The following is a 26,769-nucleotide window of genomic DNA, read 5'->3' as shown; positions in this document are numbered from 1 at the left end:
CATAATTGTGTGGCTTTGCAGTTTGAAATTTTCTGAAGCCGAACTTGTAATTAAATTTTAATTCTACGTTTTTTTGTGCTTTGGAAATAGATCAATACTTTTGATTTTACGATATCTGGTATCGCCCCATTATTGATGATTCAACTCGACTTTTTCTTTAATCTGCCTAATGGCGATATCATGCATTTTCAGCTTATCCAGCTTTCCAGAGATGAGCCGTGGACTGTGCTCGACCAAAATCAGGTATTGGCAAGGATAGCAAAAGAAGAGGAGGGATGGAAACAATTGTCAGGTAAGGCCTTATCTGAAGAAATATTACAAAATATAGGACTGTTTATTGACCGGCAGCAGTATCAAAAATTGCCGAATGAGATTAAATTGAGATGGCCAAAGCTTGTTGAGGAAATTATAGTGAAGTCGGATTCTGAATATATGGTAATCTGCAAACCTTTTGTAAATTTCAGATCATTCGAAAAAATGTTTGAAAAATTTGTACCAGCCATGATAAAGGATGAGTGGGTAATCAATTTTAAAGTTTACAGTCATGATTTTGATGAGGATTTTTTTAAGCTACTTAGCCGCAAGGATGAAAAATCCAGTTATCAACCTATTCAAAAATGGTAATTATAATTTTCCTTTATTAGATTGGTATGGCCTAAGTTTTATAGGAGCGTTACTATAATGTTAATTCTGCACCGCTAACTATATGTATTTTTGTTGCGGCAAGTCCCCTTGCTGTAAGCTCGATTTCAAATGAAACTTCATCATTGAGCCTGATTTCTTCCTGGAGATCCAATAAAAAGAATTGAATTTCCTGCTCATTTTCATCTTTAATAATACCATGTCCACCATTTTGGTCTACACAACATATTTTACCCTTCCTCATCTTAATCTGTTTAGTAAAGATTTTACATAATTCATCAATGAAAAATTATGTAGTATTAGAACGGATATGTAGTAATAATATTGTTACATTTAATAAAAATAAGTAATAATTTTTTCTTATACGGAAAATTATGTTAAGGGGTGTTTTTATGTCAGACCAATTTGATTGTTAAACAGGGATAGTTTGTTCAGTTTTTTTATCTTCAGATTCTATTATTAATGCATTTAAGGAAATATTGATGCTTAAAGTATAAAAACCTTCTTCGTCAATTCCTGCGGTCATTTCGGCATTTTGATGGTAAGCATATTTTAGTCGGTTACTGATATTATCCATTCCTGAGCCAAAGCCTACCTTGCTTTTTATCGATCTCGGTAAATTACGGCTTTCGATACGCAGTTTGCCATCAAAAGTGTAAACATCTATAGTAGCCTTATTTTCTATATCATTAAGGTTTCCATGTTTAAACATATTTTCCAAAATAGTAAGTAAAACAAGTGGAATTAATTTAATTTCACCAAGATCAGGCCCGCTGGCAAGCTCAATATAAATTGCGCCTTGAGTAATACGATGCAAACCGATCAGGTTTTCGCACTGCGAAATTTCCTCACTCAGGTATACGTAGCCTTCATTGTGCTGAGTATTAGCGGCAAAACGCATCATATCAGAAAGATAAAGCATTACTTTGGCATCTTCAGGAGAGTAGGCACTTAGTTTTTGGTGTACAAACTCAAATGTATTAAAAAGCAGATGCGGATTAATCTGTGCTTTCATAAAAGCATTCTTAGACATCGCTAGTTCCTTATCCATTTTTTCCTTATCAATAAGCATTTGAAAACGCTGTTTTTCAATACGGGATTTCTCTGATTTTTCTCTGATGAACCGTTTTAAGAAATAATAACCTGTAGAAAAGATAAGGAAAAACGAACCTCTGTAAAGTACCCTAGATATTCTAATTCTGAGACTTGGCATTTTTCCTGGTAAAATATTGGTGTAAGTATTTAACAGAATGTCAACGCCAGTAACTACACCCAAATAAATCAAGATTGTCAAGATAACAACTAACGGAACCTTCCATACGGCTCTGTTAGGGAACGCTGTTGCTTTTTCTATCAGCAACGCATAGGTGTAAAATAAGGTGATATTAATAGCATAATGAATAGCATAGTTGCCGAATGTTCCTAAAATACCGGCAAAAAAAAGGACCATAAGAGTTTCCCAGATTATAAATACAGACCAGGCAATTAAGTGTATCCGGTAAGTAGACAACCAGTTCTGTAACATACTGTTACTCCATTTTAACCTATTCATAAAGACTTATTTACTATTTGTGTAACAACTAAAGTTATAGAGTGCTATCGCCGCTAGTTTTCGAAAAAAAAACAATTATGAAAACTCTAAAATTAGCTAAAAGAACACTTTTTGTATTTAAAAAACAATTTATTGGAAATGCCGGAAAAACTACAGTTACCTCAGACCCAACTACTTTAACAGTCACTGTAAGCACGGGCATAATTTAATATCTAGTGAATGTTTTCGTCAGTAGCCGTTATTTTTTACGGCTACTGATGATTAATCTTTCAGAAATAAAACTTTTAAATTCATTATAATAAATATCACCAACGGTAAAGCTAATGTGGTTGTTCATGGTAATTCGGTTACCATCCACATATAAAATCTTATCAATGGCAACAATATAACCACGGTGTAACTGTATAAAGCCATTTTTAATGCTAAGCTGTTCCCGAACATCTTTTAAGCTTAAGTAAGCAATAATTACTTTTTCTACGGTATGTATCTTGATGTAATTGTGAAAACTTTCAAAAGCAATAATATCTCCATATTTAACCATTACCGCACGGTGTTCCTCTTCTTTATTTTTAACCAGAAAGTAATCTTCGTTGGCACCACCGGTCATTTCCTGTCCAAAAAGACGGGTAATGGTGGTGGCAAATTTGGCGTAGCTGTATGGTTTAAGCAAATAAGCATCTCCTGCAGCTTCAAAAGCATCAAAAGCGTATTCCTGGTGAGAAGTAGTAAAGATAAGCTTTCTGGTTTTGGAACGGATGGCCTTGGCCAGTTCCAGGCCAGAAATCTGGGGCATTTCCACATCCATAAAAATTACATCGACCGTTTCTGAACTCGTTAAATCCCTTAAGGCAGTAATTGGATCAGTATACTGCTGGACCAGTCGCATATTTGGAGTATCCTCAATATATTTTTGTAGCCCCGTTAAGGAACTAAACTGGTCATCTATGGCTATGCACTTAATCATCTTCAAAAATCTGTTTCTCTTATAACGAAATTACGCCTTTTCGTACCGAAAAGGATACTATCTGTACGGATTAATTTTAAGTCTTTTCCTTATTTACTAATTTAAGGGAAATGTGTCAATTAAATTTACAAGATGCGGGCAATAGCTACAATCCATAAAAATACCTCAGAATACCTATAAAAAATATACTCCGCCTTTAATGGATTTGCTAATTAAATTATAAGTTTTAATCAAGCTAAGAGCGCAGATTTGTACGTTTTGTTACAGGAATATATATACTCCTACAGCCCTGTAGCGGGAGCTGTCTATTTAGCATTTTCATTTTTGCATAGCTACCTTACTACGCGCTGTACTGATTATGTTGGCTAAACGTCATTTATATTCATTTAAACAAGACTTGGTTTTATTAAAGATATTTTTGCAGCATAGATTTTATCCCTTTAATTTATGGCTGATCACTTATTGAAAAATGTACTTTATTCCGTTCTCGATCTTGCAACCGTTTTAGACGGTTTTACTGCTGCAGATACCTTTAAAACAAGTCTCGATTTAGCTAAACAGTCTGAAACTTTAGGTTATGCACGTTACTGGTTTGCCGAACACCATAACATGGCTGGTGTAGCCAGTTCGGCAACGGCGGTGCTTATTGGTTATATTGCTGGTGGCACCAATAGCATCCGTGTAGGCTCCGGAGGCATTATGCTGCCCAATCACGCACCCTTAATTGTTGCAGAACAATTTGGTACATTGGCTTCGCTTTATCCCAACCGTATCGATCTGGGCTTGGGCAGGGCACCTGGAACCGATCAGGTTACGGCAATGGCCATCCGCGGCGAAAACTTTAGTGCTGTTCATAGTTTCCCCAGGGATATTGACAAACTACAACAGTTTTTTTCGGCTGATAATAATCGTGCTAGCGTAAGAGCCATTCCGGGCGAAGGATTGGATATTCCGATCTGGATTTTGGGCTCGAGTACGGATAGTGCACGCTTGGCAGCAGAGAAAGGACTTCCTTATGCTTTTGCCAGCCATTTTGCACCGGCCTATTTTGAACAGGCAATTTCCATTTATAGAAATAACTTTAAACCCTCTGCATTTTTACAGGAGCCTTATGTAATGGCCTGTGTAAATGTGGTTGCTGCAGATACCGATGCAGAAGCAGAACGTTTATCAAGCTCAGTAAAGCGCATGTTCTTAGGTGTAATTACAGGCAAAAGAGAATTGTTAAAGCCTGCAGTTGATGATATTAATGCTTATTGGGATCAGTTGGAAAAAGAAGCTGTAGAACAGATGCTGTATTATTCTTTTATTGGTAGCGCCGAAACCATTAAGGAAAATTTAGAAAATTTTGTTGCAAAATATGGCGTAAACGAGGTTATGAGCACCTCGCATATTTACGATCATCAGGCAAAATTGGATTCGAATAAAATTTTTGCAGGGTTGTTTGGGTAATTGCAAGTCATATCAATCGCGTCATGTCCCGCTGATATCGCTGATTTACGCGGAACCTATTGCATTTTACCATTAAGCAATTAAGGACATTAAGACTCTATTGTAAATATCCGCGGCAACCTAATTAAATCTGCGGGAACTCAATCGCGTCATGTCCCGCTGATATCGCTGATGCGCGCAGAACTATTGCATTTACCATTAAGCGGTTAAGGACATTAAGACTCTATTGTAAATATCTGCGACAATCTTCTTAAATCTGCTGGAACTCAATCGCGTTTTGTCCCGCTGATATCGCTGATTTACGCAGAACCTATTGCATTTTATCATTAAGCAGTTAAGGACATTAAGACTCTTTTGTAAATCATCTGCGGCAATCTTATTAAATCTGCGGGAACTCAATCGCCATATGCTTCCCGCGGATATCGCTGGATTACGCAGAACCTATTGCATTTTACCATTAAGCAGTTAAGGACATTAAGACTCTATTGTAAATCATCTGCGAGAATCTTCTTAAATCTGCGGGAACTCAATTGCGTTTTGTCCCGCTGATATCGCTGATTTACGCAGAACCTATTGTATTTTACCATTAAGCAGTTAAGGACATTAAGACCCTATTGTAAATATCTGCGACAATCTTAAATCTGCGGGAACTCAATTGCGTTATGTCCTGCTGATATCGCTGATTTACGCAGAACCTATTGCATTTTACCATTAAGCAGTTAAGGACGTTAAGACTTTATTGTAAATCATCTGCGAGAATCTTCTTAAATCTGCGGGAACTCAATCGCGTCATGTTTCCCGTGGATATCGCTGATTTACGCAGAACTATTGTATTTTACCATTAAGCAGTTGAGGACATTAAGACTCTATTGTAAATCATCTGCGGCAATCTTTTTAAATCTGCGGGAAAATAATCATGTAATGTTTCCCGCTGATATAGCTAATGCGTGCAGAATCCTTTCCATTCTCCATCTTACATTTTCCATCCCTTATCATCTACTCTTTAAGATTTATTAATACTAAGGGAACATTGGGCTCTTAGCTTTGCCCTTATAAAGCGGCATCCCTTGAACAATTCATTATTTTCATCTTTACAGCTTGGAGACCATCAGGCCATGGAAGAAATTTACCAGAACTACTGGGAGGATGTTTTTGATACTGCCTTTAAAAAAACGGGGGATGAGGCACTTGCACAGGATATTACACAGGAAATTTTTATATCCCTTTGGGAGAACCGTGCAGCAATTAACCTAACTGGAAGTCTTGGAGCTTATCTGCATGGCGCTGTAAAATATAAAGTGATTAATTATTTCAGGTCGGGTAGCGTTAAGGAACAGCATCAAAGCTCACTTACAGCCCTAATGAATGAGCAATATCCTGCTGCAGCTGATGATAAACTGATTTTAAAAGAACTTCATTTAGAAGTTGATGCCGCCATTGCACTTTTACCAGAAAAAATGCAATTAGTATTCTCCATGAGCCGAAAGCAAGAAAAATCCATCAAAGAAATAGCTTCAGAACTTGATGTTTCTGTTCAAACCGTAAAAAACCAGATTTCTTCAGCGTTAAAATTGCTCAAAAAAAGTCTTTCCTATATACTATTCATTGCGGCTTTAATCGGCTTAACATAAAGTTAATTTATAGATAACATTTTTGGTTAGTACCGATCTGCTTTTCAACTGACATGTATTTAAATGACAGAAGAACAGGCAAAGGAGTTGCTGCAGAAATATCTCGATAAGCGAGTAAATCCGCAAGAGCTAAAAAAAGTTGAAGAGTGGTATGCCACGCTCAATCAGGAGCGTATTGAATTGGCAGCCGATCGGAAAGCAGCGATAGGGGAACAAACGCTTGTTCGCCTTCAGGCCGCTATGCGCCAAAAGCCAAAACATGATAAAGTATTCAAAATCCAGTCTTTTGTCAGAATTGCTGCCACTGTACTCCTCATCATTACACTGGGAATAAGCATTTGGAAACTCAATACCAAAGTGAAGCCTGAAAATCAGGTCACCGTAGTTACGGGAAATACAGACCGGAAGCGCATTACTTTATCAGATGGTTCAGTGGTTTTATTAGGTCCGTCTGCAAAACTTTGCTATCCAAAAGCATTTGCTTCAAACAACCGCCAGATCGCATTAAAAGAAGGCGAAGCTTTTTTTGAGATTGTTCATCAGGAAAAAAGGCCATTTACGGTACACACCACATCTGGGGTCGACATCAGTGTACTGGGTACTTCTTTCAGCGTTAAGTCGTATCGGGCCAGTAAACACATCGAAGTTGCGGTAGTTACCGGAAAAGTGGCTGTAAGCAACAAAAAAGGAAATCTGGGCACTTTGATCAAAGATGAGTTTTTAACCTATGATAAAAGTGCCGGTAGGGTTGCCATTGGCAAAACCAAAGCTATGACCTTTATCGAACTCGCTTTTGACGGTGCAAGCTTAGAACAAGTCATTAACAAACTCCAGTATGTGTACAGCATCAGGATTTCGCTGAGCGATAGTGCTTTGAGCAAACTTAAAAGTACAGCCGTTTTCAGTAGCAGGCAATCGCCGGAAGAGATTTTGGATATCATCTGCAGCTTGCATCACCTTAAATTCAACGGATCAAAAAATCATAAAACATTTAATATATACAGATGAGATGAGCAGGTAATATAGAGATACTTAACGGTACCAGTTAGACTGGCCACCGAAATCTTTCTTTCTGGCGAAAGAGCCAGTGTAATTAAAAGCTTTAAAAAAACAAATCAAACAAATGAAACCAACCTCCGCTAAGAGGATATCAGCTCTTTATAAGATCATGAAATACTCATGTTTAACATTTTCAATCCTCTGCATATTTTGCAGCTCAATCCTGGCCTCGGCAGGTATGGCGCAAAAGCTAGAGAAAACTACCGTCAGCATTACGATTAGCAAAGGCCGTAAGATGACCGAAATTATCAAAGAAATCGAGTCGCGCACCGGACTTAGCTTTGTGTACAATCCCGATCAGTTACAACAGAAAAACACATTTGTAAGCGGTGATTTTACCACAGAGCCTGTAAGGTCACTATTGGATAGGCTTGGATTACAGGTTTTAGAAAAAGGCGAATATGTTATTTTAAACAACGCCGTTCAGAATAAACCAGACCGGATTATCACCGGGATTGTGCGCGATTCAACAGGTTTAGTACTTCCTGGTGTTTCGGTGAAGGTACTGGGTACGCAAAGCGGAACAGTAACCGATGGCAATGGTGCTTATCGCATTGAAGTAGGTGCTGATGCGGTATTATCGTTCTCTATGATCGGTTACCGTACCAGAGAGGTGAAAGTTGCTGAAAATCAGATGATTAATATGGTGCTGAGCGAAGAACGTTCGATGCTTGCCGATGTGGTGGTGGTAGGTTATGGAACACAAAAGAAAGAAACCTTAACAGGTGCAATCAGCATTGTTGGACTGGATAAACTTTCTTCACGTTCACTGAATAGCGTAGGAGAGGTATTGGCCGGAAAATCTCCTGGGGTAATGGTAACTAACGAGGGTGGTGATCCAACTTCTGCTCCACGCATCAATATCCGCGGTGCGGGAGGTATTAACGGAGAAAACGTATTATACGTTATTGATGGATCTATATTTTCGGGCACACCACAGCTCAATCCTAATGATATTGAATCTATTTCGGTGTTAAAAGATGCATCTGCAGCCATTTATGGTGCCCGGGCATCAGGAGGAGTGGTATTGGTCACCACCAAAAAAGGGAAGAGCGGTAAAATGCAGATTAGTTTCGATGCCAAACTGGGACAACAAAGCGCATGGAAGAAATTAGAGCCATTAAATGCGCAGCAACGTGCACAGGTCGCCGCAACTGCAGCCAAAAACGGTGGTACAACTATATTGCCGGCTTTCGATCCTACGAAATATCCTGATGGGCAGATTACCCGCACCAATTGGATGGATGAAGTTTTTAGAGATGGAATGTTACAGGATTACAATGCCGCAATAAACGGTGGTAGCGAGAAATCTAATTATTACCTCAGTTTCAATTACCGTAATGCAGAAGGCATTGTGCTAAATACCAAAACCAAACGCTATAATTTTAGGATCAATACCGAGCATGAGGTAACCAATTGGTTAAAAGTTGGCGAAAACTTATCGTATAGCAGCACCAATGGAAATGGCGCAAATACGAGCAGCGATTATACGGGGGCCTTACTTTCGGCTATTTATTATCCAACCAACGGAACGCCATATAATGCCGATGGCAGCTTTGCCGGTTTACCTGGCGGACAATATGCAGGCGATTATGGCGATATTGTGAATCCGGTTGCCGATCTGCAACGTATTGATATCAACAATCCTGTAAATGTGCTTGTGGTTAATCCTTATGCCAACATTAAACTTGCAAAGGGTTTAACCTTCAGGTCTAACTTAAGCATAACTAAAACCGATGCTGCATTTAAAAGCTTTACACCAAAAAGGCCTGAGGTAGGAAAGCCGGTATTAAGCAATAGTTTACAGGAAAGCAGCAGTCGTGCCAACGATTTTCTTGCTGAGCAGGTTTTAAGTTATAAAGTAACCTTTGGAAGTCACCAATTAGATCTTACCGGTGGTTATTCTTTCCAGAAAACTAAAAGCAATAGCTTATCAGCTTCAGGAGCAGGTTTTGATGACGAATCGCCTCAATACAGGTACCTGGTTAACGCAACAGTTATTCAACCCTCTGTTAGCGGTATGTATGAACAGGCACTTTCTTCATTATTTTTAAGGGCCAATTATAATTACAAAGAAAAATATCTATTGTCTTTAATCGGCCGCCGTGATGGATCATCGCTGCTTAGCAAAAATAACAGGACGAAAAATTACGGGTCAGCTTCGCTCGGTTGGGTTGTAAGTAAAGAAGATTTTCTTAAAAACGCAACCTGGTTAAACGAACTGAAACTAAGGGGCAGTTACGGTATACTAGGTAATTTAGGATCGCTTAATGCTTCAGCAGTAAATCCATTGTTAAGTGCCACCCAAAGTTATTTCGGGCAAACACCAACTTTACAGAATGGTTATGTACAGACTGTTTTGGCTAACAAAGATTTAACATGGGCAGAATCAAAACAAACAAACTTTGGTCTTGATATGGCAGTTCTGGGCAGATTAAGCCTTAATGCTGATTATTTTATTAAAGAAACCAATAAGATGATCTTAACCAGGTCGCTACCTGGAACAGCGGGTTTAAATACGCAGACCATTAATGCAGGTATTGTAAAAGATAAAGGCATAGAACTGGGTTTAACTTATAATAGCGATAAAAATGCAGCATTTACCTATGGCGTAAACGCTACTTTAACCAAAATTAACAACAAAGTACAAGAACTGGCACCGGGATTGGAAAACATTGCTGTGGGTACCAACTTCCGTAACGAGCTTGCGCCGCTTACCATTAGGGTTGGCCAACCTTTGTACAGTTACTACGTGTTAAAAACGGATGGTCTTTTCCAGAGTCAGGCTGAAGCTGATAACTATAAAAATGCTAAAGGAACTAAGATTCAGCCGAATGCAAAAGCAGGCGATTTTAAGTTTGTTGATCTCAATGGCGATGGATCTATTGATGGCAAAGACCGTTATTTCGCTGGCAGTGCTTACCCTGATTTCTCTTACGGACTGAGCTTTAATGCAAGTTATAAAAACTTCGATTTCAACATTTTTGCGCAAGGTGTACAGGGTAATAAATTGTTTAATGCGGTAAAACGTACTACTTACAGTGCGAGTGGACCATCTTACAATAAACTTGTTGGGATCCTCGATGCCTGGTCACCAGAGAACCTAGGTGGTAAAGTGCCGATTATTTCAACAAGTGATGCCAATGGGAACTTTAATGCTTCCGATTTTTATATCGAAGATGGTTCTTACCTGCGTATCCGTAACGTAACCTTAGGTTACAGTTTGCCAAAAGCGCTGACTAATAAATTAAAAACCGGAGTGGTAAGAATTTATGCTACGGCAAACAATCTCTTTACCATTACTGATTATTCAGGCTTCGATCCGGAAATCGGAATGGATAACAACGGATTGGATGTTGGTCGTTATCCTCAGGCACGAAGCTTTATCCTTGGTTTAAGTGTTAATCTCTAATCACAAAACAACAATGAAAACAAATTTAAAATATATGGCATTTGCCGCACTTGCTTTTTTCTCTTCCTGTACAAAAGAGCTTGATATTGCACCAGAAGGATCTCCATCGGCACAAAATTTCTGGAAAACGAAAGAAGATGCCATAAAAGCAGAAGCTGGGATGTATGAAAATTATAATGCAGAAGACTTTTACGGTCGTGGGATGTTCTGGTTTATCAATGCCAGCGATGATATGGTTACCGGACGTAACAAACCAGAGGCTGATAATATCAAAAACTTTAACCGTACCTATGTTGGCGGAGGTTATACCGAAACCCAATGGAGCATGCGTTATGCCATCATCAAACGCGCCAACGATATCATTATCAATGTGCCCGCCATCCCAATGGATGAAGCCCTGAAAAAGCAGATTATTGGCGACGCTTATTTTAACGCCGGATTGGTTTACTTCCAGTTGGCCGCCAATTACGGTAACGATAAAGCTGGAGTGCCGATTGTAACACCAGAGAGTGATCCTTCCCAGCCCATTGCCCGTGCAAAAAATGTGAATGAAAACTATGATTATATCATTTCACTTTTATTAAAAGCTGCCGATAACCTTCCCTTATTTTCGGCAATGAAACCTGCCGATTATGGCAAAGCGCACAAAACTGCTGCATGGGCTTACCTGTCTAAAGTGTACCTGTACAAAAAAGATTATGCCAATGCCGCTAAATATGCTGATATGGTCATCACTTCAGGTCAGCACGATTTAGTGAACACAGGTTTTGCAGATGTATTCAAAGCAGCTAACAACTGGTCAAAGGAATATATCTGGTCGGTGGTGTGTACGCCAAGCGGTGGCGGAACAGGCTGGGGCAGTAAGCTCCCGGGCGTAATGTTAACCAATAAAGCCTGGGGTATTTACAATGGTTGGGGTTATTATCTGCCAACTAAAGAACTTTACGATTCTTATGAAACCAGCGATCAGCGCCGTGAAGCCACTATTTTAAAGCCTGGTGATAAATTTATGTTCTTTGGTGCTGAACGTAGCTTTACAAAAGATGCGGGAGCGACTTCAAACTACCAGTTTAAAAAATATATGGAGCCGTTTTCATACGCTAATCCAATTCCAACGCATGTTAATCCTAACGGCGACAATGGTACAACAGATTTAAATGTACCCTTAATGCGTTATGCTGAAGTATTGCTAATCAAAGCAGAAGCTGCAATTAGCCTGAGCGGTGCAGGTGCCGGCGATAGCGAACTGAACAAAATCAGACTACGTGCAGGTTTAGCCGCCAAAACAGGAATGACGATTGACGACCTTAAGCGCGAACGCCGTAATGAACTGGCCGGAGAATGGGCTGATCGTCACCGCGATTTGGTAAGATGGGGCGATGCACAGGCTGCTTATGCAAAACCTTTGCACGATTTTGATGGGAGCGTAATCTGGCCAGCCAGAACTTTCAACCCACAGGTACACAATGTATGGGCAGTACCGCAAAGAGAAATTGATAACAGTGCTGGTGTAATTAAACAGAATGAGGGATGGTAAAACCGAATAAACTGATCCTCTTTTTATTATTGGGTTTAGGTGTACATTCAGTTTCTGCGCAGCAGAAACTGAATGCCGGTAACGGACACAGTCATAATGATTATAAGCAGCAAATTCCTTTATTGGAGGCTTATTATGCTGGTATGGGATCTATCGAAGCAGATGTGTTTTATCGTAATGGAGAGTTGTTTGTTGCACACGACAGCAGCGAAATCACTTCAGGCAAAACATTGAAAAAATTATATATCGATCCATTGGTGGCATTTTTTAAAGATCATGCCAACCATCCTTATGCTGATCCGAAACAAAAACTTCAAGTGGTAATCGATATAAAGGAGGATTATGAACACGTCATTCCGAAATTACTGGCCGATTTAAAAGGTAATGAATTTGTTTTCGATCAACAGATCAATCCTTCAGCCATTAAAATTGTAATGAGTGGAGCCGTTCCACCCGCCGAAAAGTTTAAGGATTATCCATCACTCATCAGTTTCGATGGACGTCCTGCAAATCAATACACAAGTGAACAGTTAATGCACGTTGGGATGATCAGCGATGATATTTCCCATTATTCGGTATGGAACGGAAAAGGCACTCCAACACCAACCGATTTAGAAAAAATGAAAGCGGTAATTGCCAAAGTACATGCAATGGGTAAACCTTTCCGTTTTTGGGCAACCAAAGATAGCCCGAACAGCTGGAAAGAATTGGAACATATGGGCGTTGATTGGATCGGTACAGATCATCCGGTATTGCTAAAAGATTTTTATCAAAACAGGGCTAAGCTCGAGTACAGCAATCCGAAGGCATATCAGCCTTATCAGCCAACTTACAAAAGCGACGGATTAAAAACCAAAGCCAAAAATGTAATTCTTTTAATAGGAGATGGCATGGGGCTGGCACAGATTCAGGCAGGCTTGAGTGCTAATTTTGGTCAATCCAATATCATCACGATTAAACACCTGGGCCTTTCACGTACTGAAGCTTCCAATTCAGATTTTACTGATTCTGCAGCAGGTGCAACGGCTATGGCTACAGGGCATAAAACCAATAACCGCTACATCAGCGTCGATTCTACGGGTAAAGCACTTCAATCTATTCCTGATATTTTAGCTCTTTATGGTCTTACAAGTGGGATCATCAGCAGTGGCGATATTACCGATGCTACGCCTGCAGCATTTTATGCTCATCAGCTTGAACGATCCATGACGAAGGAAATTGCAGCCGATTTTCAGAACAGTCATGTTGATGTTTTAGTTGGTTCGAAACGCAAAAGTTTTACCGAGAATCCAGATCAAAAACTGATGGATAAAATTTCGGCCAGGGGTTATGCACTGCAGAAAGACCTAAAAAGTTTTGTTGCCTCAAATGCAGCTAAACAAGTAGTACTTTTAGACGATTCTGCTACCCGGAAAATATTGGAAGGCCGGGGAGAAATGCTGAAGACTTCGTTCTTAAAAACGGTTGAATTGCTCTCGAAAAATAAAAAAGGATTTTTTATCATGGCAGAAGGGGCACAAATCGATCACGGCGGGCATGCAAACGATTTGCCTTTCGCGGTAACCGAACAACAAGATTTCGACCGCCTGGTGGGTGAAGCCTTAAAGTTTGCCGATTTGGATGGGGAAACGTTGGTAATTGTAACTGCCGATCATGAAACCGGAGGACTGTCGCTCCTGGATGCCTCTTACAGAAAAGGAACCGTTCGGGGTAATTTCAGCACAGATGATCATACCAATATCATGGTGCCTGTATTTGCCTATGGTCCCGGTTCGGAAGCCTTTATGGGTGTATATCCTAACCATCAGATTTTTTATAAAATCATCGAAGCTTATCGTTTAAAGAAAACTCAATAATAAAAATGCAATAGGTTCTGCGTAGATCAGCGACATCAGCGGGAAACATGGAGCGATTGGTTTCCCGCAGATTTAAGAAGATTCTCGCAGATGATTTACAATAGAGTCTTAATGTCCTTAACTGCCTAATGGTAAAATGCAATAGGTTCTGCGTAAATCAGCGATATCAGCGGGACATGACGCGATTGAATTCCCGCAGATTTAAGAAGATTCTCGCAAATGATTTACAATAGAGTCTTAATACCCTTAATTCCTTAATGGTAAAAAATGCAATAGGTTCTGCGTAGATCAGCGACATCCGCGGGAAACATGGAGCGATTGGTTTCCCTCAGATTTAAGAAAATAATCGCAGATGATTGACATTCATGTCTTAATGTCCTTAATTACTTAATGGTAAAAATGCAATAGGTTCTGCGTAGATCAGCGATATCAGCGGGACATGGAGCGATTGGTTTCCCGCAGATTTAAGAAGATTCTCGCAGATGATTTACAATAGAGTCTTAATACCCTTAATTACTTAATGGTAAAAATGCAATAGGTTCTGCGTAGATCAGCGATATCAGCGGGACATGACGCGATTGAATTCCCGCAGATTTATGAAGATTCTCGCAGATGATTTACAATAGAGTCTTAATGTCCTTAACTGCTTAATGGTAAAATGCAATAGGTTCTGCGTAAATCAGCAATATCAGCGGGAAACACCGTGAGATTGCTGATTTTAATAAGATAGCCGCAAATGTTGTGTTACTGAATTTACCACGGAAAAGGTACACAAATTGATATACCGTCTGATTAGTATGCCCGTTATTACCGTAATTTTACCCTTTTTGCATCTGACAATAGGAATTGAGGCCTGCATTGTTAACATTTGTACAGCCTATCTTAATTTGCCTATGTATTACAGCTGTGCAATTGTTGATGATGAACAGCACGCGATTGATGTACTTCACGACTATATTGCAGGTATCCGTTTTTTAAAACTGTTTAGCGCCTTTAATAATCCCTTTGATGCCTTAAAAACAATTAGTGCCGGAGATAAAATCGATTTTCTTTTTTTAGATATAGATATGGATGGAATGAAGGGTACTGAACTATCCCAGCATCTCCGCTCGAAAGCCAGGTTTGTGATCTATGCATCCGCCCAACTCGAAAATGAAGTGAGAAAAATAGATTCTTGCTTTGAATGTTATCTTGGTAAACCGATTTCAATGAAACGTTTTGCTGATACCATTAATAAACTGATACGACTTAATAATTTGCCGATAAACAATTGAAAATAGCTTATGATCGAACTTACATACGTTTTTGAACAGGAATTTTTAGAAGATGCATCTTATCAGTTAATTCGGGCCAGCACGGAAGATCCATGGTTGGTGCTGTCTGGATGTAAAGTGCTGGGTATTATTGATGAAGTGGAGGGCAGCTGGACTCAGATAGTAGGTGGAGATATTCCCCCAGTGGCAATTGAAGGGATGGGGGATTTAATTAACATGCAGCAGTTTACCTGGTTGCCAAATCTGATTAAAAAACAGTGGCCAAAATATGTGCTTGATGTGGTCGTAGAGAATGTAGACCGTTATGAAATAATTTGCCATAAAGAAGCTTGTCCCAAACGTTTTCAACAACGCTTTATTTTAGGTATCCATGCCCTGGCTCAAAGAGAATCTGCCCTTGTTTTTAAAATACGGTGCTTTCAGAAATCAGATAGTTACGAGGTGGTTAAAGCTCCGTCAATTGATCGCTACGTTTAATTTCTTATCGTATTTGCAATTTAAGGATAAAACAATTTTCTAAAGTATCGGAATAGGTTGCGCTTCCGATACTAAAATCCTATTGAGTAAGTTTCTGGTTTCGTCAAAAGCAATCTGAACAATATTTGTATTAATTCTTGTTTGTTTTAAGGGTTGATGTCCATTAATATTTAAATTTGGTCCGACAAAACTCTTCCACAACATGACCTTTGTAGAAAAATTGCAGGCCTTACGCCAATTAATGGCTGCTCAAAAAGTAGATGCTTATATGATTACCTCGGCAGATCCTCACATCAGTGAATATTTACCAGCACATTATAAAGCTATTCCTTTTGCTTGTGGATTTACAGGCTCAGCTGGCACAGTGGTCATTACCCAGGATTTTGCTGGTCTGTGGACTGATTCGCGATATTTTACGCAGGCAGAAACACAATTAAACAATACTGGTTACGAATTGGTAAAATTGAAAGTGCCACATACGCCCGAATACATCGATTGGTTACTCGAAGTTTTGCCAAAGGGCGCAAAAATAGGCTTTAACCATCAGCTCATTACGGTGGCATTAGCCCTCGAGATGCAGAGTAGTTTAACTCAGCGTGAAATAGAAATCATTGACGTTGATTTTATCAGCACTATTTGGCTGGATAGGGTAGGGCTGCCACAAGCAAATGCCTTTTTAATTGATGAGGAAGCTGCGGGGTTTGCCATTTCTGCTAAAATAAAACAGGTAAGAGCTGCATTAAAAATAAGTGGGGCAGATTATCATTTAATTTCATCGCTCGATGACATTGCATGGCTTTTTAACCTAAGAGGAAAAGATGTAGACTATAATCCTGTAACTTTAAGTTTTGCTTTAATTGCACCTGCTGAGGTTAAACTCTTTATCAACAAACAAAAGTTAACGCAAATTGATATTGAAACCTTAAATAATCAAGGTGTTATTTTATTTCCCTATCAGGATGTAGCTCAAACGCTAAAAGATCTGCCGCAGGGTGCGCAAATTTTTATCGACCCAAAACGTACCTGCTTCGGCTTGTACCAGTGTTTGCCAAGTAGTTCCAAAATAATTTCAGGCATTAATCCAAGTACACATCTAAAGAGTTTAAATAATAATACTGAAATTAATCATATCCGCAAGGCGATGTTAAATGATGGGATAGCTTTAACGAGGTTCTTCAAGTGGATGGAAGATCATTTGGGAAAAGAAAAGATTACAGAATGGTCTGCAGCAGAGAAATTGGAAGCGTTTAGAGTAGAACAAACATCTTTTGTTGGTTTAAGTTTTAATACCATAGCTGGCTATAATGCAAACGGTGCATTGCCACATTATAGCGTAACAGCAGAAAGCAATCAGGAAATTTTAGGTGATGGTTTGTTTCTTGTCGATTCCGGAGGCCAGTATTTGTATGGTACAACCGATATTACCAGGGTAATTCCTATTGGTAATTGCTCATCAACCCAGGCCGATGATTACACCTTGGTGCTCAAAGGCCTGATTGAAGGTTCTAAACTGATTTTTCCAGAAGGTACCAAAGGTTATCAAATCGATTCCATCTGTAGAAAACCTTTGTGGGAACACGCCATAAATTTTGGTCATGGAACCGGTCATGGTATTGGTTTTTTTCTGAATGTACACGAAGGACCTCAGAATATTAGCCCGGCTAATGTAGATGTCGCCTTTAAACCAGGTATGGTAACCTCCATTGAGCCTGGAATTTATCGTCCGGGTAAACATGGTGTACGCCTAGAAAATCTGGTTTTATGTATCCCCCAGAGCAATAGTGAATTTGGTAATTTTCTCACTTTCGAAACCTTAACCTTATGTTTTATCGATACCCCGATTATCAATAAAACACTTTTGGCCCCAGATCAGATTGAGTGGTTAAATCAATATAATCAAATGGTGTTCGAGAAGCTTCAGCCCCTTTTATCTGATGAAGAAGCTGAATGGTTGAAAGTGAAATGTCAGCCTATTTAATCATTGCTATCCTGAGCTATAATTTATTTCATAAAATAATATAAATTACAGGGACGTTTTAAGAAGGTAATAGTCTCGAGGCATCGTCATTTCGACCGTAGTGGAGAAATCTTTTAAATTTTATTTAAATAATTTGGTTCAAAGATCTCTCCATTTCGCTGCGCTACAGTCGAGATGACGACTTTTCTATTGGTATCTGTCAATGGTACGGAGCTGAATTATTTGTCTCGTGAGCAGAATCGAAGGATAGGAAAGCAAATCCTGCATGTCAATCAGTGTCAGTCGCGCTTTCCGCTATAGCCCTCATTTCATTCGGGGCTGCCGCTGCAATCACGTTTAGGTATTCAGTGTAGTGCCAATGGGTTGGGTTTCCCTCAGTCGCATTAATTAAATCTGCGCGCTTTGCGTAATTACAAACTGATCGTCATACCTCACAGCCAAACTCCCCGTAAATACACCAATTCTTTACCGATTTTGCGCTATTTTTAAGTTCACTGCTTGCTTTATCTTTTAAATTTTATTTTTGATTTAACCACATCCCTAAATTTCCTTTGTTATCATGATTATCAAACTAAAAAAGAAGAGAATTTTATCCATAATAACTTTTAAAGCAATATTTTGCTGCATTTTATCTTTTCTAAATATTGAGGTAGTTCTGGCCCAATCGCCTTGGATTGCTTTAGGTAAAAAGCCATCCACTTTGGGTTTGGAAAATGGTTTTTCGACCTATAACGCCGGGGCATTTAATCTAAAGCTCGTTAAGTCGTCACAAACAGTGGCAGGTCTACAGCCTAAAATGGTTAAAGATTTCGATTTTGTACCCAGTGATAGTTTAAAAGTGCGCAGTTCAGATGGCTTGTACCATTTGGGCGATATCAATTTAAAATTACGTTATACTGGCGAGGAGGCCTGGAAAAGCTATAGCACAGCCGCAAAAAGAAGCCCTGTGAAGAATATTCCCATGGGTAAAAATGTGCTTGCCGCTGCTGATCTTGCTTCAACACTTCCGGCTGATATCCCTTTGCAGGTTAAACGGATTTGGGAGATGTTGAACGGAAAGCTGGTATTGCGCTTTGAACTGAAAAATAAGACGAATAAAAACGTAGAAATTGGTGCGCTGGGTATCCCGATGATTTTCGATAATATTTTAGAAGGCCGAACATTAGAGCAAACCCATGCTAAAAATGTTTTTTACGATCCCTACATCGGAAAAGATGCAGGTTACTTGCAGGTTACCCGGTTAAGTGGTCATGCACCTTCTTTGCTTGTTACGCCATTGGGGCATACACCATTTGAGGCTTACAACCCGCTTAATGATGACCGGACACCAAGAGGTATTGCCTTTGAAGGCTTTTACGAATGGATGGTGTACAGTAAAGCCTATGCCGAAAATGAATGGAAAAATGCCGAGCAATGGAATACACCAACTTCAACTTTTTTAAAGCCAGGCGAAAGCCGGAGTTATGCCCTTCAGTTTATCCTCTCAGGAGCAGCGAAAGATATCGAAAACAAGCTGATTGAAAATAAAAGGCCCGTAGCGATCTCAATTCCAGGTTATGTACTGCCGAAAGATGTAGAAGGGAAATTATTTATTAACTATCCTAAAAAGATTAAAACCATTCAGGTTCAACCCGAAAATGCCCTAAAAGTAATCGCATTAGGCTCGACCAAAAATGGTTGGAAAAGTTATACTGTAAAGGGAAATACCTGGGGCAGAGCAAGATTGTCTATTACCTATGAGGATGGTTTGGAGCAAACGATAAATTACAAGGTAATTGAAGCCGAAAGTAATGTGATCGCTAGTTATGGAAATTTTTTAACAACCAGACAATGGTTTAACCAGGCCGATCCTGTCTTTAAAAGAAGTCCTTCTGTGATTACTTATGATAATGAAAAACAGCAACAGGTAACACAAGACAATCGGGCTTGGATTGCTGGTTTAAGCGACGAAGGCGGGGCCGGATCGTGGCTTGGTGCAATAATGAAGCAATTGGTACAACCCAAAAAAGAAGAAGTTGATAAACTGAAACAATTTGTAGATAGTGTAATGTTTGGAGGAATACAGCTTAAAAGCGGTACCCAGAAATATGGTGTAAAAAAGAGCCTGTTCTACTATGCACCAGATTCGCTTCCTAAAGATACCTATGCCGCAAATATCAATTTTAAAACATGGTCTGCATGGCCAAAACAAGAAGCTGATAACCTTGGCCGGTCTTATAATTATCCGCATGTTGCGGCGGCGCATTGGGTAATGTACCGATTGGCGCGTAACTATAGCGGCCTTGTGGAGCAGCAGAGCTGGAAGCAACATCTTATTGATGCTGCTGAAACAGGTATGACTATGGTTAATATTGCCCCTTATTACGCGCAGTTTGGCCAAATGGAAGGTACAGTCTTTTATCTCATCTTAACCGACCTTAAAAATGAAGGATTAACAGAAGAAGCAACCAGGTTAGAAAATGAAATGAAAAAGCGCGCCAATCACTGGAGTACTTTACAATATCCCTTTGGTAGTGAAATGCCTTGGGACTCTACAGGTCAAGAAGAAGTTTATGTATGGTCGAGCTATTTTGGCTACCAGGATAAAGCAAATGTAACGCTTGATGCCATATTAGCTTACATGCCCGTGGTGCCGCATTGGGCCTATAATGGCAACGCCCGCCGATATTGGGATTTTCTTTATGGAGGTAAGCTTTCGCGTATTGAGCGGATGATCCATCATTACGGTTCAGCACTTAATGCGATTCCGGTATTAATGGATTATCGTAAACATCCGGATGATTTTTATCTTTTGCGTGCAGGATATGGTGGGTTGCTGGGATCGATCTCCAATATTACCCAGGAGGGTTTTGCACCGGCAGCATTCCATGCTTACCCATCAACCTTAAAAAATGATGGCATTACCGGCGATTACGGATCTGGTTTTTTTGGCTACGCGGTTAACACTTCATCCTATATATTACAGCATCCCGAATTTGGTTGGTTAGCTTTCGGTGGTAATTTGAATAAAACAGGCAATACCATCAGTGTTAAATTAACAACGGCAGCTAAATCGTCGGTTTACGTTGCATCTGCAGGGCTTTGGATTACCCTTGATGCCGGCACGATTGATGAAGTTGATTACAACGTTTCAAATGGCGAAATCCATTTAAAATTGAACAAAGCAAGTGATTATACACCCAATGCTGTGGTAAGATTGACTCAGACTGCAAAAGTTAATGGTGTGGGTATTTATTCGGTAAAAGGTACTAATAAGAAGGAGAGGGGAGCATATCAGTTTCCACTTGCAAAAGAACATATAACTGAAATTATACTTCAAAAATAATATCAATTCATTCCTGTCTAAGCCTCGTGAAATAAATTTTACGAGGCTTTTTATTGTTAATAGTTTTGATAATCAATTAGATGTATGTCTTATAAATATTGTAAATTGATATAAGATATTTATATTGATTGTATTCTAAATTATTAAAGTTAAATATTGAAGTTAATGGGAGTGTTTTATAGATCGAAAACCATTGACTTTGTTTTATTTATAGCTAGATAATTACTTTATATTAAGCAGTTTAAAATTTTGTATTTTAGTATAATATGAAATTAAATAGTAATATAGTCTATTTAAATTGTTGGATCATCCTCGTTCTTAGCGAAGATGCGGTGAGAAAGGATTTTATCGCCATCAACCTTGGAATTTGATTTTGCCACGAAAGCATAGATTAACACGGAATTTGGGAAATTGTCTTTCTGCGGCTGTGGCTAAAGTTGGTGATTTGTTTTAAAGATTCTTCGCTGCGCTCAGAATGACAAAGAAACTCCACAAATGTTCCCTGTCTTCCGTGTTTCCGTGGCTAAAAATTGTTAATGCTATCTATAAACTTTTTTAATCACCATTACAATGTTTAGATTTTACCCTTATTTTTCGCTAACCTGAAATTTATTGTGATTTTTGTGCCATAACCATAGCTTATTATTTGCAGATATGAACCATATTTTATCCATTCATTTTAATTCTAATGTAATGAATATGGCTTTTTGGATATTTGCTTAACACATGAAAAATATGTTTGAAAAGAAAGTTTACCTCCAACGAAGAGCGGCATTAAAATCAAAGATAAATTCGGGAGTATTACTCTTTTTGAGTAACGAAGAGAGTCCGATGAATTATAAAGACAATACCTACCATTTTAGGCAGGATAGTACCTTTTTATATTATTTTGGGATCAGTGAACCATCATTGGGTGCTATTATCGACCTTGATGAAGATCAGGTAATTCTTTTCGGTGATGAAATGGGAATTGATGATATCGTGTGGATGGGCAGACAGAAAACATTGGAAGAAAAAAGTTTGGATGCTGGCTTGACCGAAGTTCTGCTTTTAGCTCAGCTCGATACCTATCTTAAGCAATATCAAGAGCAAAAACGCAGCGTTCATTTCTTACCTCCTTACCGCTCAGAGAATAAAATTAAATTGGCCAGCTGGCTTAATTTGCCTGTTAATCAGCTTAAAGAAAAAGCATCACTTAGTTTTATTAAAGCGGTAGTGGCGCAACGGTCGGTCAAATCAGTTGAAGAAATTGAAGAGTTGGACCGTGCAGCAGCAATATCGGCCGATATTCATTTAATGGTGATGCAGCAGGCAAAACCCGGCATGTACGAACGCGAACTTGCCGCAAAAATTCAAGGCGCTGCATTGGCTTCGGGCGGTAACCTGGCTTACCCGGTTATTTTGACGGTTCGCGGCGAAATTTTGCACAACCATTATCACGGTAATCAGTTACAGGAAGGTCAACTGGTGCTAAACGACTCTGGGGTAGAAACTGCCTTAGGTTATGCAGGCGACCTTACGCGTACTTTTCCGGTAGGTAAAAAATTTAGTGCAGAGCAAAAAGATGTGTATGATATTGTACTGAATGCTTATACCCATGGCAAAAATATGTTGGCACCGGGTGTAAGGTATTTAGATGTGCATTTGGCTTCGTGTAAAATGCTGGCACAGGGTTTAAAAGATATTGGCCTGATGAAAGGTAATATAGACGATGCGGTGCAGGCCGGTGCGCATGCCATGTTCTTTCAATGTGGAACAGGCCATATGATGGGCTTGGATGTACACGATATGGAAGATTTAGGTGAGCAATATGTAGGTTATACCGATGAACTGACTAAAAACACCACCCAGTTCGGGTTAAAATCGTTAAGGTTAGGCAAAGCGCTCGAAGCAGGATATGTATTAACGGTAGAGCCAGGTGTTTATATTATTCCTGAACTGATAGACCGTTGGAAAGCCACCAACCAGTTTGCCGAATTTATTAATTACGATAAATTGGAGCAGTTCAGAAACTTTAGCGGCATCAGGGTAGAAGATGATTTCCTGGTTACCGAAAATGGAAGCCGGATGTTGGGAAAACATTTGGCTTTAAGTACCGAAGAAATTGAATCGATTAGAAGTGGGGCTTATTAGTAATAACCTTAGTTCAATTAACATTTACACATTGTGATCATTTTTTAACCTCTTTTTCCTAACTCGATCGTCATGCTGAACTTGTTTCAGCATCTTTTATAAAGGAAAGGTGAAAAAATAACATAGACCTTTAAACAACTGATATTTTCGTTTTGGAGCGCAGGGTTTTTCGATTTTTTTAAAGTGAACTCCTGCCATCCGCTTTATCCCGATGAAAAATCGGGATGCCCGCTTCTGTCAGGGCTAGAAAACTGGGGCAGAAGCGTTGAAACTGAAACCGGTAATGAGCAGGAACCAAGGTTAAATAAACCTGATAGAACGGATGCTCCCGATTTTACATCGGAGCAGGAGGGATAGCAGGACTGCCCTAACCGATGAAAAGCTGCAATTGCTTTTCAAATTAATAATACGCTATTGGATATGATAACCAGCAAAAGATGAGAAAATTAACACCTTTATCCTTAACAATGATTTTAGTATTGTTCAGTACAATACTTTTTGCGCAAAACCCCAAAAAGGTTTACACTTTGGCCGATACCTTAAGGGGAAGCCTAAATGCCGAACGTAACTGGTGGGATGTACAGCGTTACGAACTTTCTGTTAAACCCGATTATAATGATAAAAGTATAACAGGCTCGAATAAAATCGTATACAAAGTGGTGCAGCATAATAATGGCAGTACCCGTATGCAGATCGATTTGCAGGAGCCATTAATTATTGATAGTGTGCTATACAACGGAAGTTCAAAAGTAAAATTCGAACATGTTGGTAGTGTTTGGTATGTGCATGTTCCGGCGCAAAAATTATCGGCCCTGAATAATGTCCATATTTTTTACCATGGAAAGGTACATCAGGCCAAAAGAGCACCTTGGGATGGCGGTTTTATCTTCACCACCGATTCACTTTCGCGTCCGTGGATGACGGTGGCCTGTCAGGGCTTAGGTGCTTCCGTATGGTATCCGAATAAAGATCATCAAAGCGATGAACCTAATTTGGGTGCATCTTTAACGATGACCGTTCCTGATTCATTGGTAGCGGTAGGGAATGGACGTTTGGTGTTCAAGAAAGATAACCACGATGGCACCACAACCTATCAGTACAATGTTAAAAATCCGATCAGTAATTATTGCATCATCCCTTACATTGGCAAGTACGTTAATTTTAAAGAGAAATATGCGGGCGAAAAAGGGGCGTTAGATGTGAATTATTGGGTGCTCGATTACAATTATCCAAAGGCGAAGACCTACATGCCCGATCAGGTGCATAAAATGATGAAAAGTATGGAGCATTGGTTTGGTCCATATCCTTTTTACGAAGATGGTTACCAGCTGATCGATGCTTCGCACACCGGAATGGAACATCAATCGGCTGTGTCATATGGCAATGGTTATAAGTTTGGCTATAGAGGCAGAGATATGTCGGGCGATGGCTGGGGCTTGAAATGGGATTTTATCATTATTCACGAAAGCGGGCACGAATGGTTCGGCAATAACATTACCACCAACGATTTGGCCGATATGTGGGTGCATGAAGGATTTACCAACTATAGCGAAACACTTTTTGTAGATTACATTTTTGGCAATAAAGCCGGGAATGAATACAACTTTGGAATTAGAAAAGGCATCCGAAATGATAGCCCTATTATTCCCCCTTATGGTGTAAATGCACAGGGAAGTGGCGATATGTATCCAAAAGGAGGGAATATGCTGCACGCCATCAGGCACAGTTTAAATAACGACGAACTTTTCAGATCGATATTGCGTGGACTCAACCAAACCTTTTACCATCAAACGGTAAACACCGCTCAGATTGAAAATTATATTTCTAAAAAAGCAGGTTACAACTTTTCAAAGGTTTTTGATCAGTACCTGCGTACCGTGCAAGTTCCTGCATTCGAATATTACCTCAAAGATGGTAAAGCTTTTTACCGTTATAACAATTGTGTTAAAGGTTTCAATCTGCCTTTAAGCCTGAAAAAAGAGGGGATTAAAACGCTTAAAATTATTCCATCGCAAAACTGGCAGCAGGTTGCATTGGCCAAAGGGCAGGATGCGCTTTTTACAAAACCGGGTATCGAATTTATGTACTACCTAGAGGTGAAAAACACAAAGTAATTCCTGGTGAAATAGACAGGTCAGGAGGATGTTATCCATCCGGCTGATTTTTATTTAAAGAGGGTGTATCGTAATGGCGATTTCACCTCAGATGCTGTCATGTTGAGCCTGTCGAAACACCTTAAAGAGTTATTTAAACGGGTCCTTCGACAGGCTCAGGATGACAAATCTATATTTATGATACAACGTCTTTTTTTGTTATCTCATTTCTCCTACAAGAGCCTCAGCTTTTCCTAATCAATTCTGTCTGATTCAAATGGCGTATTTATGACCAATATCGGTTAAAATCCAACAATATTACTGCCTGGCAATCACCTAACTTTGAATATCGTTTAAATGAATTGATCGTCGATAATTTAATAAATGATTACCAATTATACCAGTTTGGATTAAAAGCCCAGATTAATTTTTTGAACCTTAATTATTAAAACATAACATTACAATGAGTATCAAATGGACCGGGGTTTTCCCTGCTGTAACGACAAAATTTACAGCAAACGATGAGTTAGATTTTCCGGCTTTCGATTTAAATATCGAAGCGCAATTAGAAGCAGGTGCTGAAGGGATTATTTTAGGTGGATCGCTTGGCGAGGCCAGTGTACTAACCGATGAAGAAAAGTTCGGTCTGTTATCGCATACCTTAACCGTGGTAAATGGCCGCGTACCGGTTTTATTGAACATTGCAGAGTCAACTACAAAAAAAGCAATCGAAGTAGCTCAAAAAGCCGAATCGCTTGGCGCACAAGGTTTAATGTTGTTGCCGCCAATGCGCTATAATGCTGCTCCAGACGAAACTTTGGCCTTTTTTGGTGCTATTGCTGAAAGCACAAGCCTGCCGATTATGATTTATAACAATCCTGTTGATTATAAAATCGAAGTAACGCTAGATATGTTTGAGGTTTTGACTAAATATGATAATATTCAGGCGATTAAAGAATCAACCAGAGATGTATCAAACATCACCCGATTGATTAACCGTTTTGGCGATCGTTTCAAAATCTTTACTGGTGTAGATCCATTAGCGATGGAAAGTATTGTGATGGGTGCACATGGATGGGTTGCAGGTTTGGTTGATGCTTTCCCGAGAGAAACAGTTGCCATTTTCAGGTTGATTAAAGAAAACCGCATTGCTGAGGCGCTAACTATTTACCGTTGGTTTTTACCTGTACTAGAGTTGGATATTCATGCCAAATTGGTACAGTACATTAAACTGGCTGAGGTAGCAACCGGATTAGGAACCGAAGCCGTTCGCGCACCGCGTTTACCAATAAGTGGCGCAGAAAGAGAAAAAGTATTGAAAATTATTAACGATGCATTAGCTGTTCGTCCAGAATTACCAGCAGGTAGCTGGGGTAAATAGTTT

The 26,769-nt window shown here is 39.4% G+C and carries 18 protein-coding genes; 15 read left to right on the top strand and 3 right to left on the bottom strand.

Features of this window, described 5'->3' with window-relative positions:
* Positions 1 to 135: 135 nt before the first annotated feature.
* A complete protein-coding gene (locus QF042_RS16840) occupies positions 136 to 624 on the top strand; it encodes a hypothetical protein (RefSeq protein WP_307530464.1) in 489 nt (162 codons plus the stop codon).
* 52 nt (positions 625 to 676) lie between these two features.
* Here the strand turns inward: QF042_RS16840 and QF042_RS16835 are convergent, their stop codons facing one another.
* Together QF042_RS16835 and QF042_RS16830 are read right to left on the bottom strand one after the other, a co-directional pair.
* Positions 677 to 886: a hypothetical protein gene (locus tag QF042_RS16835; RefSeq protein ID WP_307530462.1), complete on the bottom strand. Its 210-nt coding sequence runs from the start codon at positions 884 to 886 to the stop codon at positions 677 to 679.
* A gap of 168 nt (positions 887 to 1,054) precedes the next feature.
* Positions 1,055 to 2,194, bottom strand: a complete 1,140-nt coding sequence (locus QF042_RS16830; RefSeq protein ID WP_307530461.1) for a sensor histidine kinase — start codon at positions 2,192 to 2,194, stop codon at positions 1,055 to 1,057.
* 77 nt (positions 2,195 to 2,271) lie between these two features.
* Between QF042_RS16830 and QF042_RS16825 the strand changes: the two genes are divergently transcribed.
* Positions 2,272 to 2,403 carry a hypothetical protein gene (locus tag QF042_RS16825; RefSeq protein ID WP_307530459.1) on the top strand — a complete coding sequence of 44 codons (132 nt, stop codon included), beginning with the start codon at positions 2,272 to 2,274 and terminating at the stop codon, positions 2,401 to 2,403.
* A 29-nt stretch (positions 2,404 to 2,432) separates the two neighbouring features.
* Here QF042_RS16825 and QF042_RS16820 read toward each other — a convergent pair whose 3' ends face one another.
* Positions 2,433 to 3,158, bottom strand: coding sequence for a LytTR family DNA-binding domain-containing protein (locus QF042_RS16820; protein ID WP_307530457.1), 726 nt, complete (start codon positions 3,156 to 3,158; stop codon positions 2,433 to 2,435).
* A gap of 447 nt (positions 3,159 to 3,605) precedes the next feature.
* Between QF042_RS16820 and QF042_RS16815 the strand changes: the two genes are divergently transcribed.
* From QF042_RS16815 to QF042_RS16755, 13 genes are all read left to right on the top strand, one after another.
* A complete protein-coding gene (locus QF042_RS16815) occupies positions 3,606 to 4,610 on the top strand; it encodes an LLM class flavin-dependent oxidoreductase (RefSeq protein WP_307530455.1) in 1,005 nt (334 codons plus the stop codon).
* 1,067 nt (positions 4,611 to 5,677) lie between these two features.
* Positions 5,678 to 6,241, top strand: coding sequence for an RNA polymerase sigma factor (locus tag QF042_RS16810; protein ID WP_307530453.1), 564 nt, complete (start codon positions 5,678 to 5,680; stop codon positions 6,239 to 6,241).
* Between the two features lie 63 nt (positions 6,242 to 6,304).
* On the top strand, positions 6,305 to 7,249 hold the full coding sequence (locus tag QF042_RS16805; protein ID WP_307530451.1) for a FecR family protein: 945 nt from the start codon (positions 6,305 to 6,307) through the stop codon (positions 7,247 to 7,249).
* A gap of 160 nt (positions 7,250 to 7,409) precedes the next feature.
* Positions 7,410 to 10,712 carry a TonB-dependent receptor gene (locus QF042_RS16800; RefSeq protein ID WP_307530449.1) on the top strand — a complete coding sequence of 1,101 codons (3,303 nt, stop codon included), beginning with the start codon at positions 7,410 to 7,412 and terminating at the stop codon, positions 10,710 to 10,712.
* A gap of 13 nt (positions 10,713 to 10,725) precedes the next feature.
* A complete protein-coding gene (locus QF042_RS16795) occupies positions 10,726 to 12,249 on the top strand; it encodes a RagB/SusD family nutrient uptake outer membrane protein (protein ID WP_307530446.1) in 1,524 nt (507 codons plus the stop codon).
* Positions 12,243 to 14,105, top strand: a complete 1,863-nt coding sequence (locus QF042_RS16790; RefSeq protein ID WP_307530445.1) for an alkaline phosphatase — start codon at positions 12,243 to 12,245, stop codon at positions 14,103 to 14,105. The genes QF042_RS16795 and QF042_RS16790 overlap by 7 nt, the downstream gene beginning before the upstream one ends.
* Positions 14,106 to 14,998: 893 nt before the next feature.
* On the top strand, positions 14,999 to 15,379 hold the full coding sequence (locus QF042_RS16785) for a LytTR family DNA-binding domain-containing protein (RefSeq protein ID WP_307530444.1): 381 nt from the start codon (positions 14,999 to 15,001) through the stop codon (positions 15,377 to 15,379).
* Between the two features lie 9 nt (positions 15,380 to 15,388).
* Entirely contained in the window at positions 15,389 to 15,856 is a 468-nt protein-coding gene (locus tag QF042_RS16780) for a hypothetical protein (protein ID WP_307530442.1), read from the top strand.
* Between the two features lie 202 nt (positions 15,857 to 16,058).
* On the top strand, positions 16,059 to 17,834 hold the full coding sequence (locus QF042_RS16775; protein ID WP_307530440.1) for an aminopeptidase P family protein: 1,776 nt from the start codon (positions 16,059 to 16,061) through the stop codon (positions 17,832 to 17,834).
* Positions 17,835 to 18,393: 559 nt separating this feature from the next.
* The gene (locus QF042_RS16770) at positions 18,394 to 21,159 is read left to right on the top strand and encodes a DUF5695 domain-containing protein (protein WP_307530437.1); all 2,766 of its coding nucleotides are present in this window, start codon (positions 18,394 to 18,396) and stop codon (positions 21,157 to 21,159) included.
* 726 nt (positions 21,160 to 21,885) lie between these two features.
* Positions 21,886 to 23,292, top strand: a complete 1,407-nt coding sequence (locus tag QF042_RS16765) for an aminopeptidase P family protein (RefSeq protein ID WP_307530435.1) — start codon at positions 21,886 to 21,888, stop codon at positions 23,290 to 23,292.
* A gap of 437 nt (positions 23,293 to 23,729) precedes the next feature.
* Positions 23,730 to 25,406: a M1 family metallopeptidase gene (locus QF042_RS16760; protein WP_307530433.1), complete on the top strand. Its 1,677-nt coding sequence runs from the start codon at positions 23,730 to 23,732 to the stop codon at positions 25,404 to 25,406.
* Positions 25,407 to 25,848: 442 nt separating this feature from the next.
* Positions 25,849 to 26,766: a dihydrodipicolinate synthase family protein gene (locus QF042_RS16755; protein WP_307530431.1), complete on the top strand. Its 918-nt coding sequence runs from the start codon at positions 25,849 to 25,851 to the stop codon at positions 26,764 to 26,766.
* Positions 26,767 to 26,769 lie beyond the last annotated feature (3 nt).

Source organism: Pedobacter sp. W3I1, from assembly GCF_030816015.1.
In the GTDB taxonomy this organism is placed as follows: Bacteria; Bacteroidota; Bacteroidia; order Sphingobacteriales; family Sphingobacteriaceae; genus Pedobacter.
This window is presented reverse-complemented; position numbering and strand designations above follow the sequence as displayed.

What these genes read in the sequence shown, in the direction of transcription:
- QF042_RS16840 (WP_307530464.1), top strand. Translation starts at nt 136, where the DNA reads ATGATTCAACTCGACTTTTTCTTTAATCTGCCTAATGGCGATATCATG.
- QF042_RS16835 (WP_307530462.1), bottom strand. Translation starts at nt 886, where the DNA reads ATGAGGAAGGGTAAAATATGTTGTGTAGACCAAAATGGTGGACATGGT.
- QF042_RS16830 (WP_307530461.1), bottom strand. Translation starts at nt 2,194, where the DNA reads ATGAATAGGTTAAAATGGAGTAACAGTATGTTACAGAACTGGTTGTCT.
- QF042_RS16825 (WP_307530459.1), top strand. Translation starts at nt 2,272, where the DNA reads ATGAAAACTCTAAAATTAGCTAAAAGAACACTTTTTGTATTTAAAAAA.
- QF042_RS16820 (WP_307530457.1), bottom strand. Translation starts at nt 3,158, where the DNA reads ATGATTAAGTGCATAGCCATAGATGACCAGTTTAGTTCCTTAACGGGG.
- QF042_RS16815 (WP_307530455.1), top strand. Translation starts at nt 3,606, where the DNA reads ATGGCTGATCACTTATTGAAAAATGTACTTTATTCCGTTCTCGATCTT.
- QF042_RS16805 (WP_307530451.1), top strand. Translation starts at nt 6,305, where the DNA reads ATGACAGAAGAACAGGCAAAGGAGTTGCTGCAGAAATATCTCGATAAG.
- QF042_RS16800 (WP_307530449.1), top strand. Translation starts at nt 7,410, where the DNA reads ATGAAATACTCATGTTTAACATTTTCAATCCTCTGCATATTTTGCAGC.
- QF042_RS16795 (WP_307530446.1), top strand. Translation starts at nt 10,726, where the DNA reads ATGAAAACAAATTTAAAATATATGGCATTTGCCGCACTTGCTTTTTTC.
- QF042_RS16790 (WP_307530445.1), top strand. Translation starts at nt 12,243, where the DNA reads ATGGTAAAACCGAATAAACTGATCCTCTTTTTATTATTGGGTTTAGGT.
- QF042_RS16785 (WP_307530444.1), top strand. Translation starts at nt 14,999, where the DNA reads ATGTATTACAGCTGTGCAATTGTTGATGATGAACAGCACGCGATTGAT.
- QF042_RS16780 (WP_307530442.1), top strand. Translation starts at nt 15,389, where the DNA reads ATGATCGAACTTACATACGTTTTTGAACAGGAATTTTTAGAAGATGCA.
- QF042_RS16775 (WP_307530440.1), top strand. Translation starts at nt 16,059, where the DNA reads ATGACCTTTGTAGAAAAATTGCAGGCCTTACGCCAATTAATGGCTGCT.
- QF042_RS16770 (WP_307530437.1), top strand. Translation starts at nt 18,394, where the DNA reads ATGATTATCAAACTAAAAAAGAAGAGAATTTTATCCATAATAACTTTT.
- QF042_RS16765 (WP_307530435.1), top strand. Translation starts at nt 21,886, where the DNA reads ATGAAAAATATGTTTGAAAAGAAAGTTTACCTCCAACGAAGAGCGGCA.
- QF042_RS16760 (WP_307530433.1), top strand. Translation starts at nt 23,730, where the DNA reads ATGAGAAAATTAACACCTTTATCCTTAACAATGATTTTAGTATTGTTC.
- QF042_RS16755 (WP_307530431.1), top strand. Translation starts at nt 25,849, where the DNA reads ATGAGTATCAAATGGACCGGGGTTTTCCCTGCTGTAACGACAAAATTT.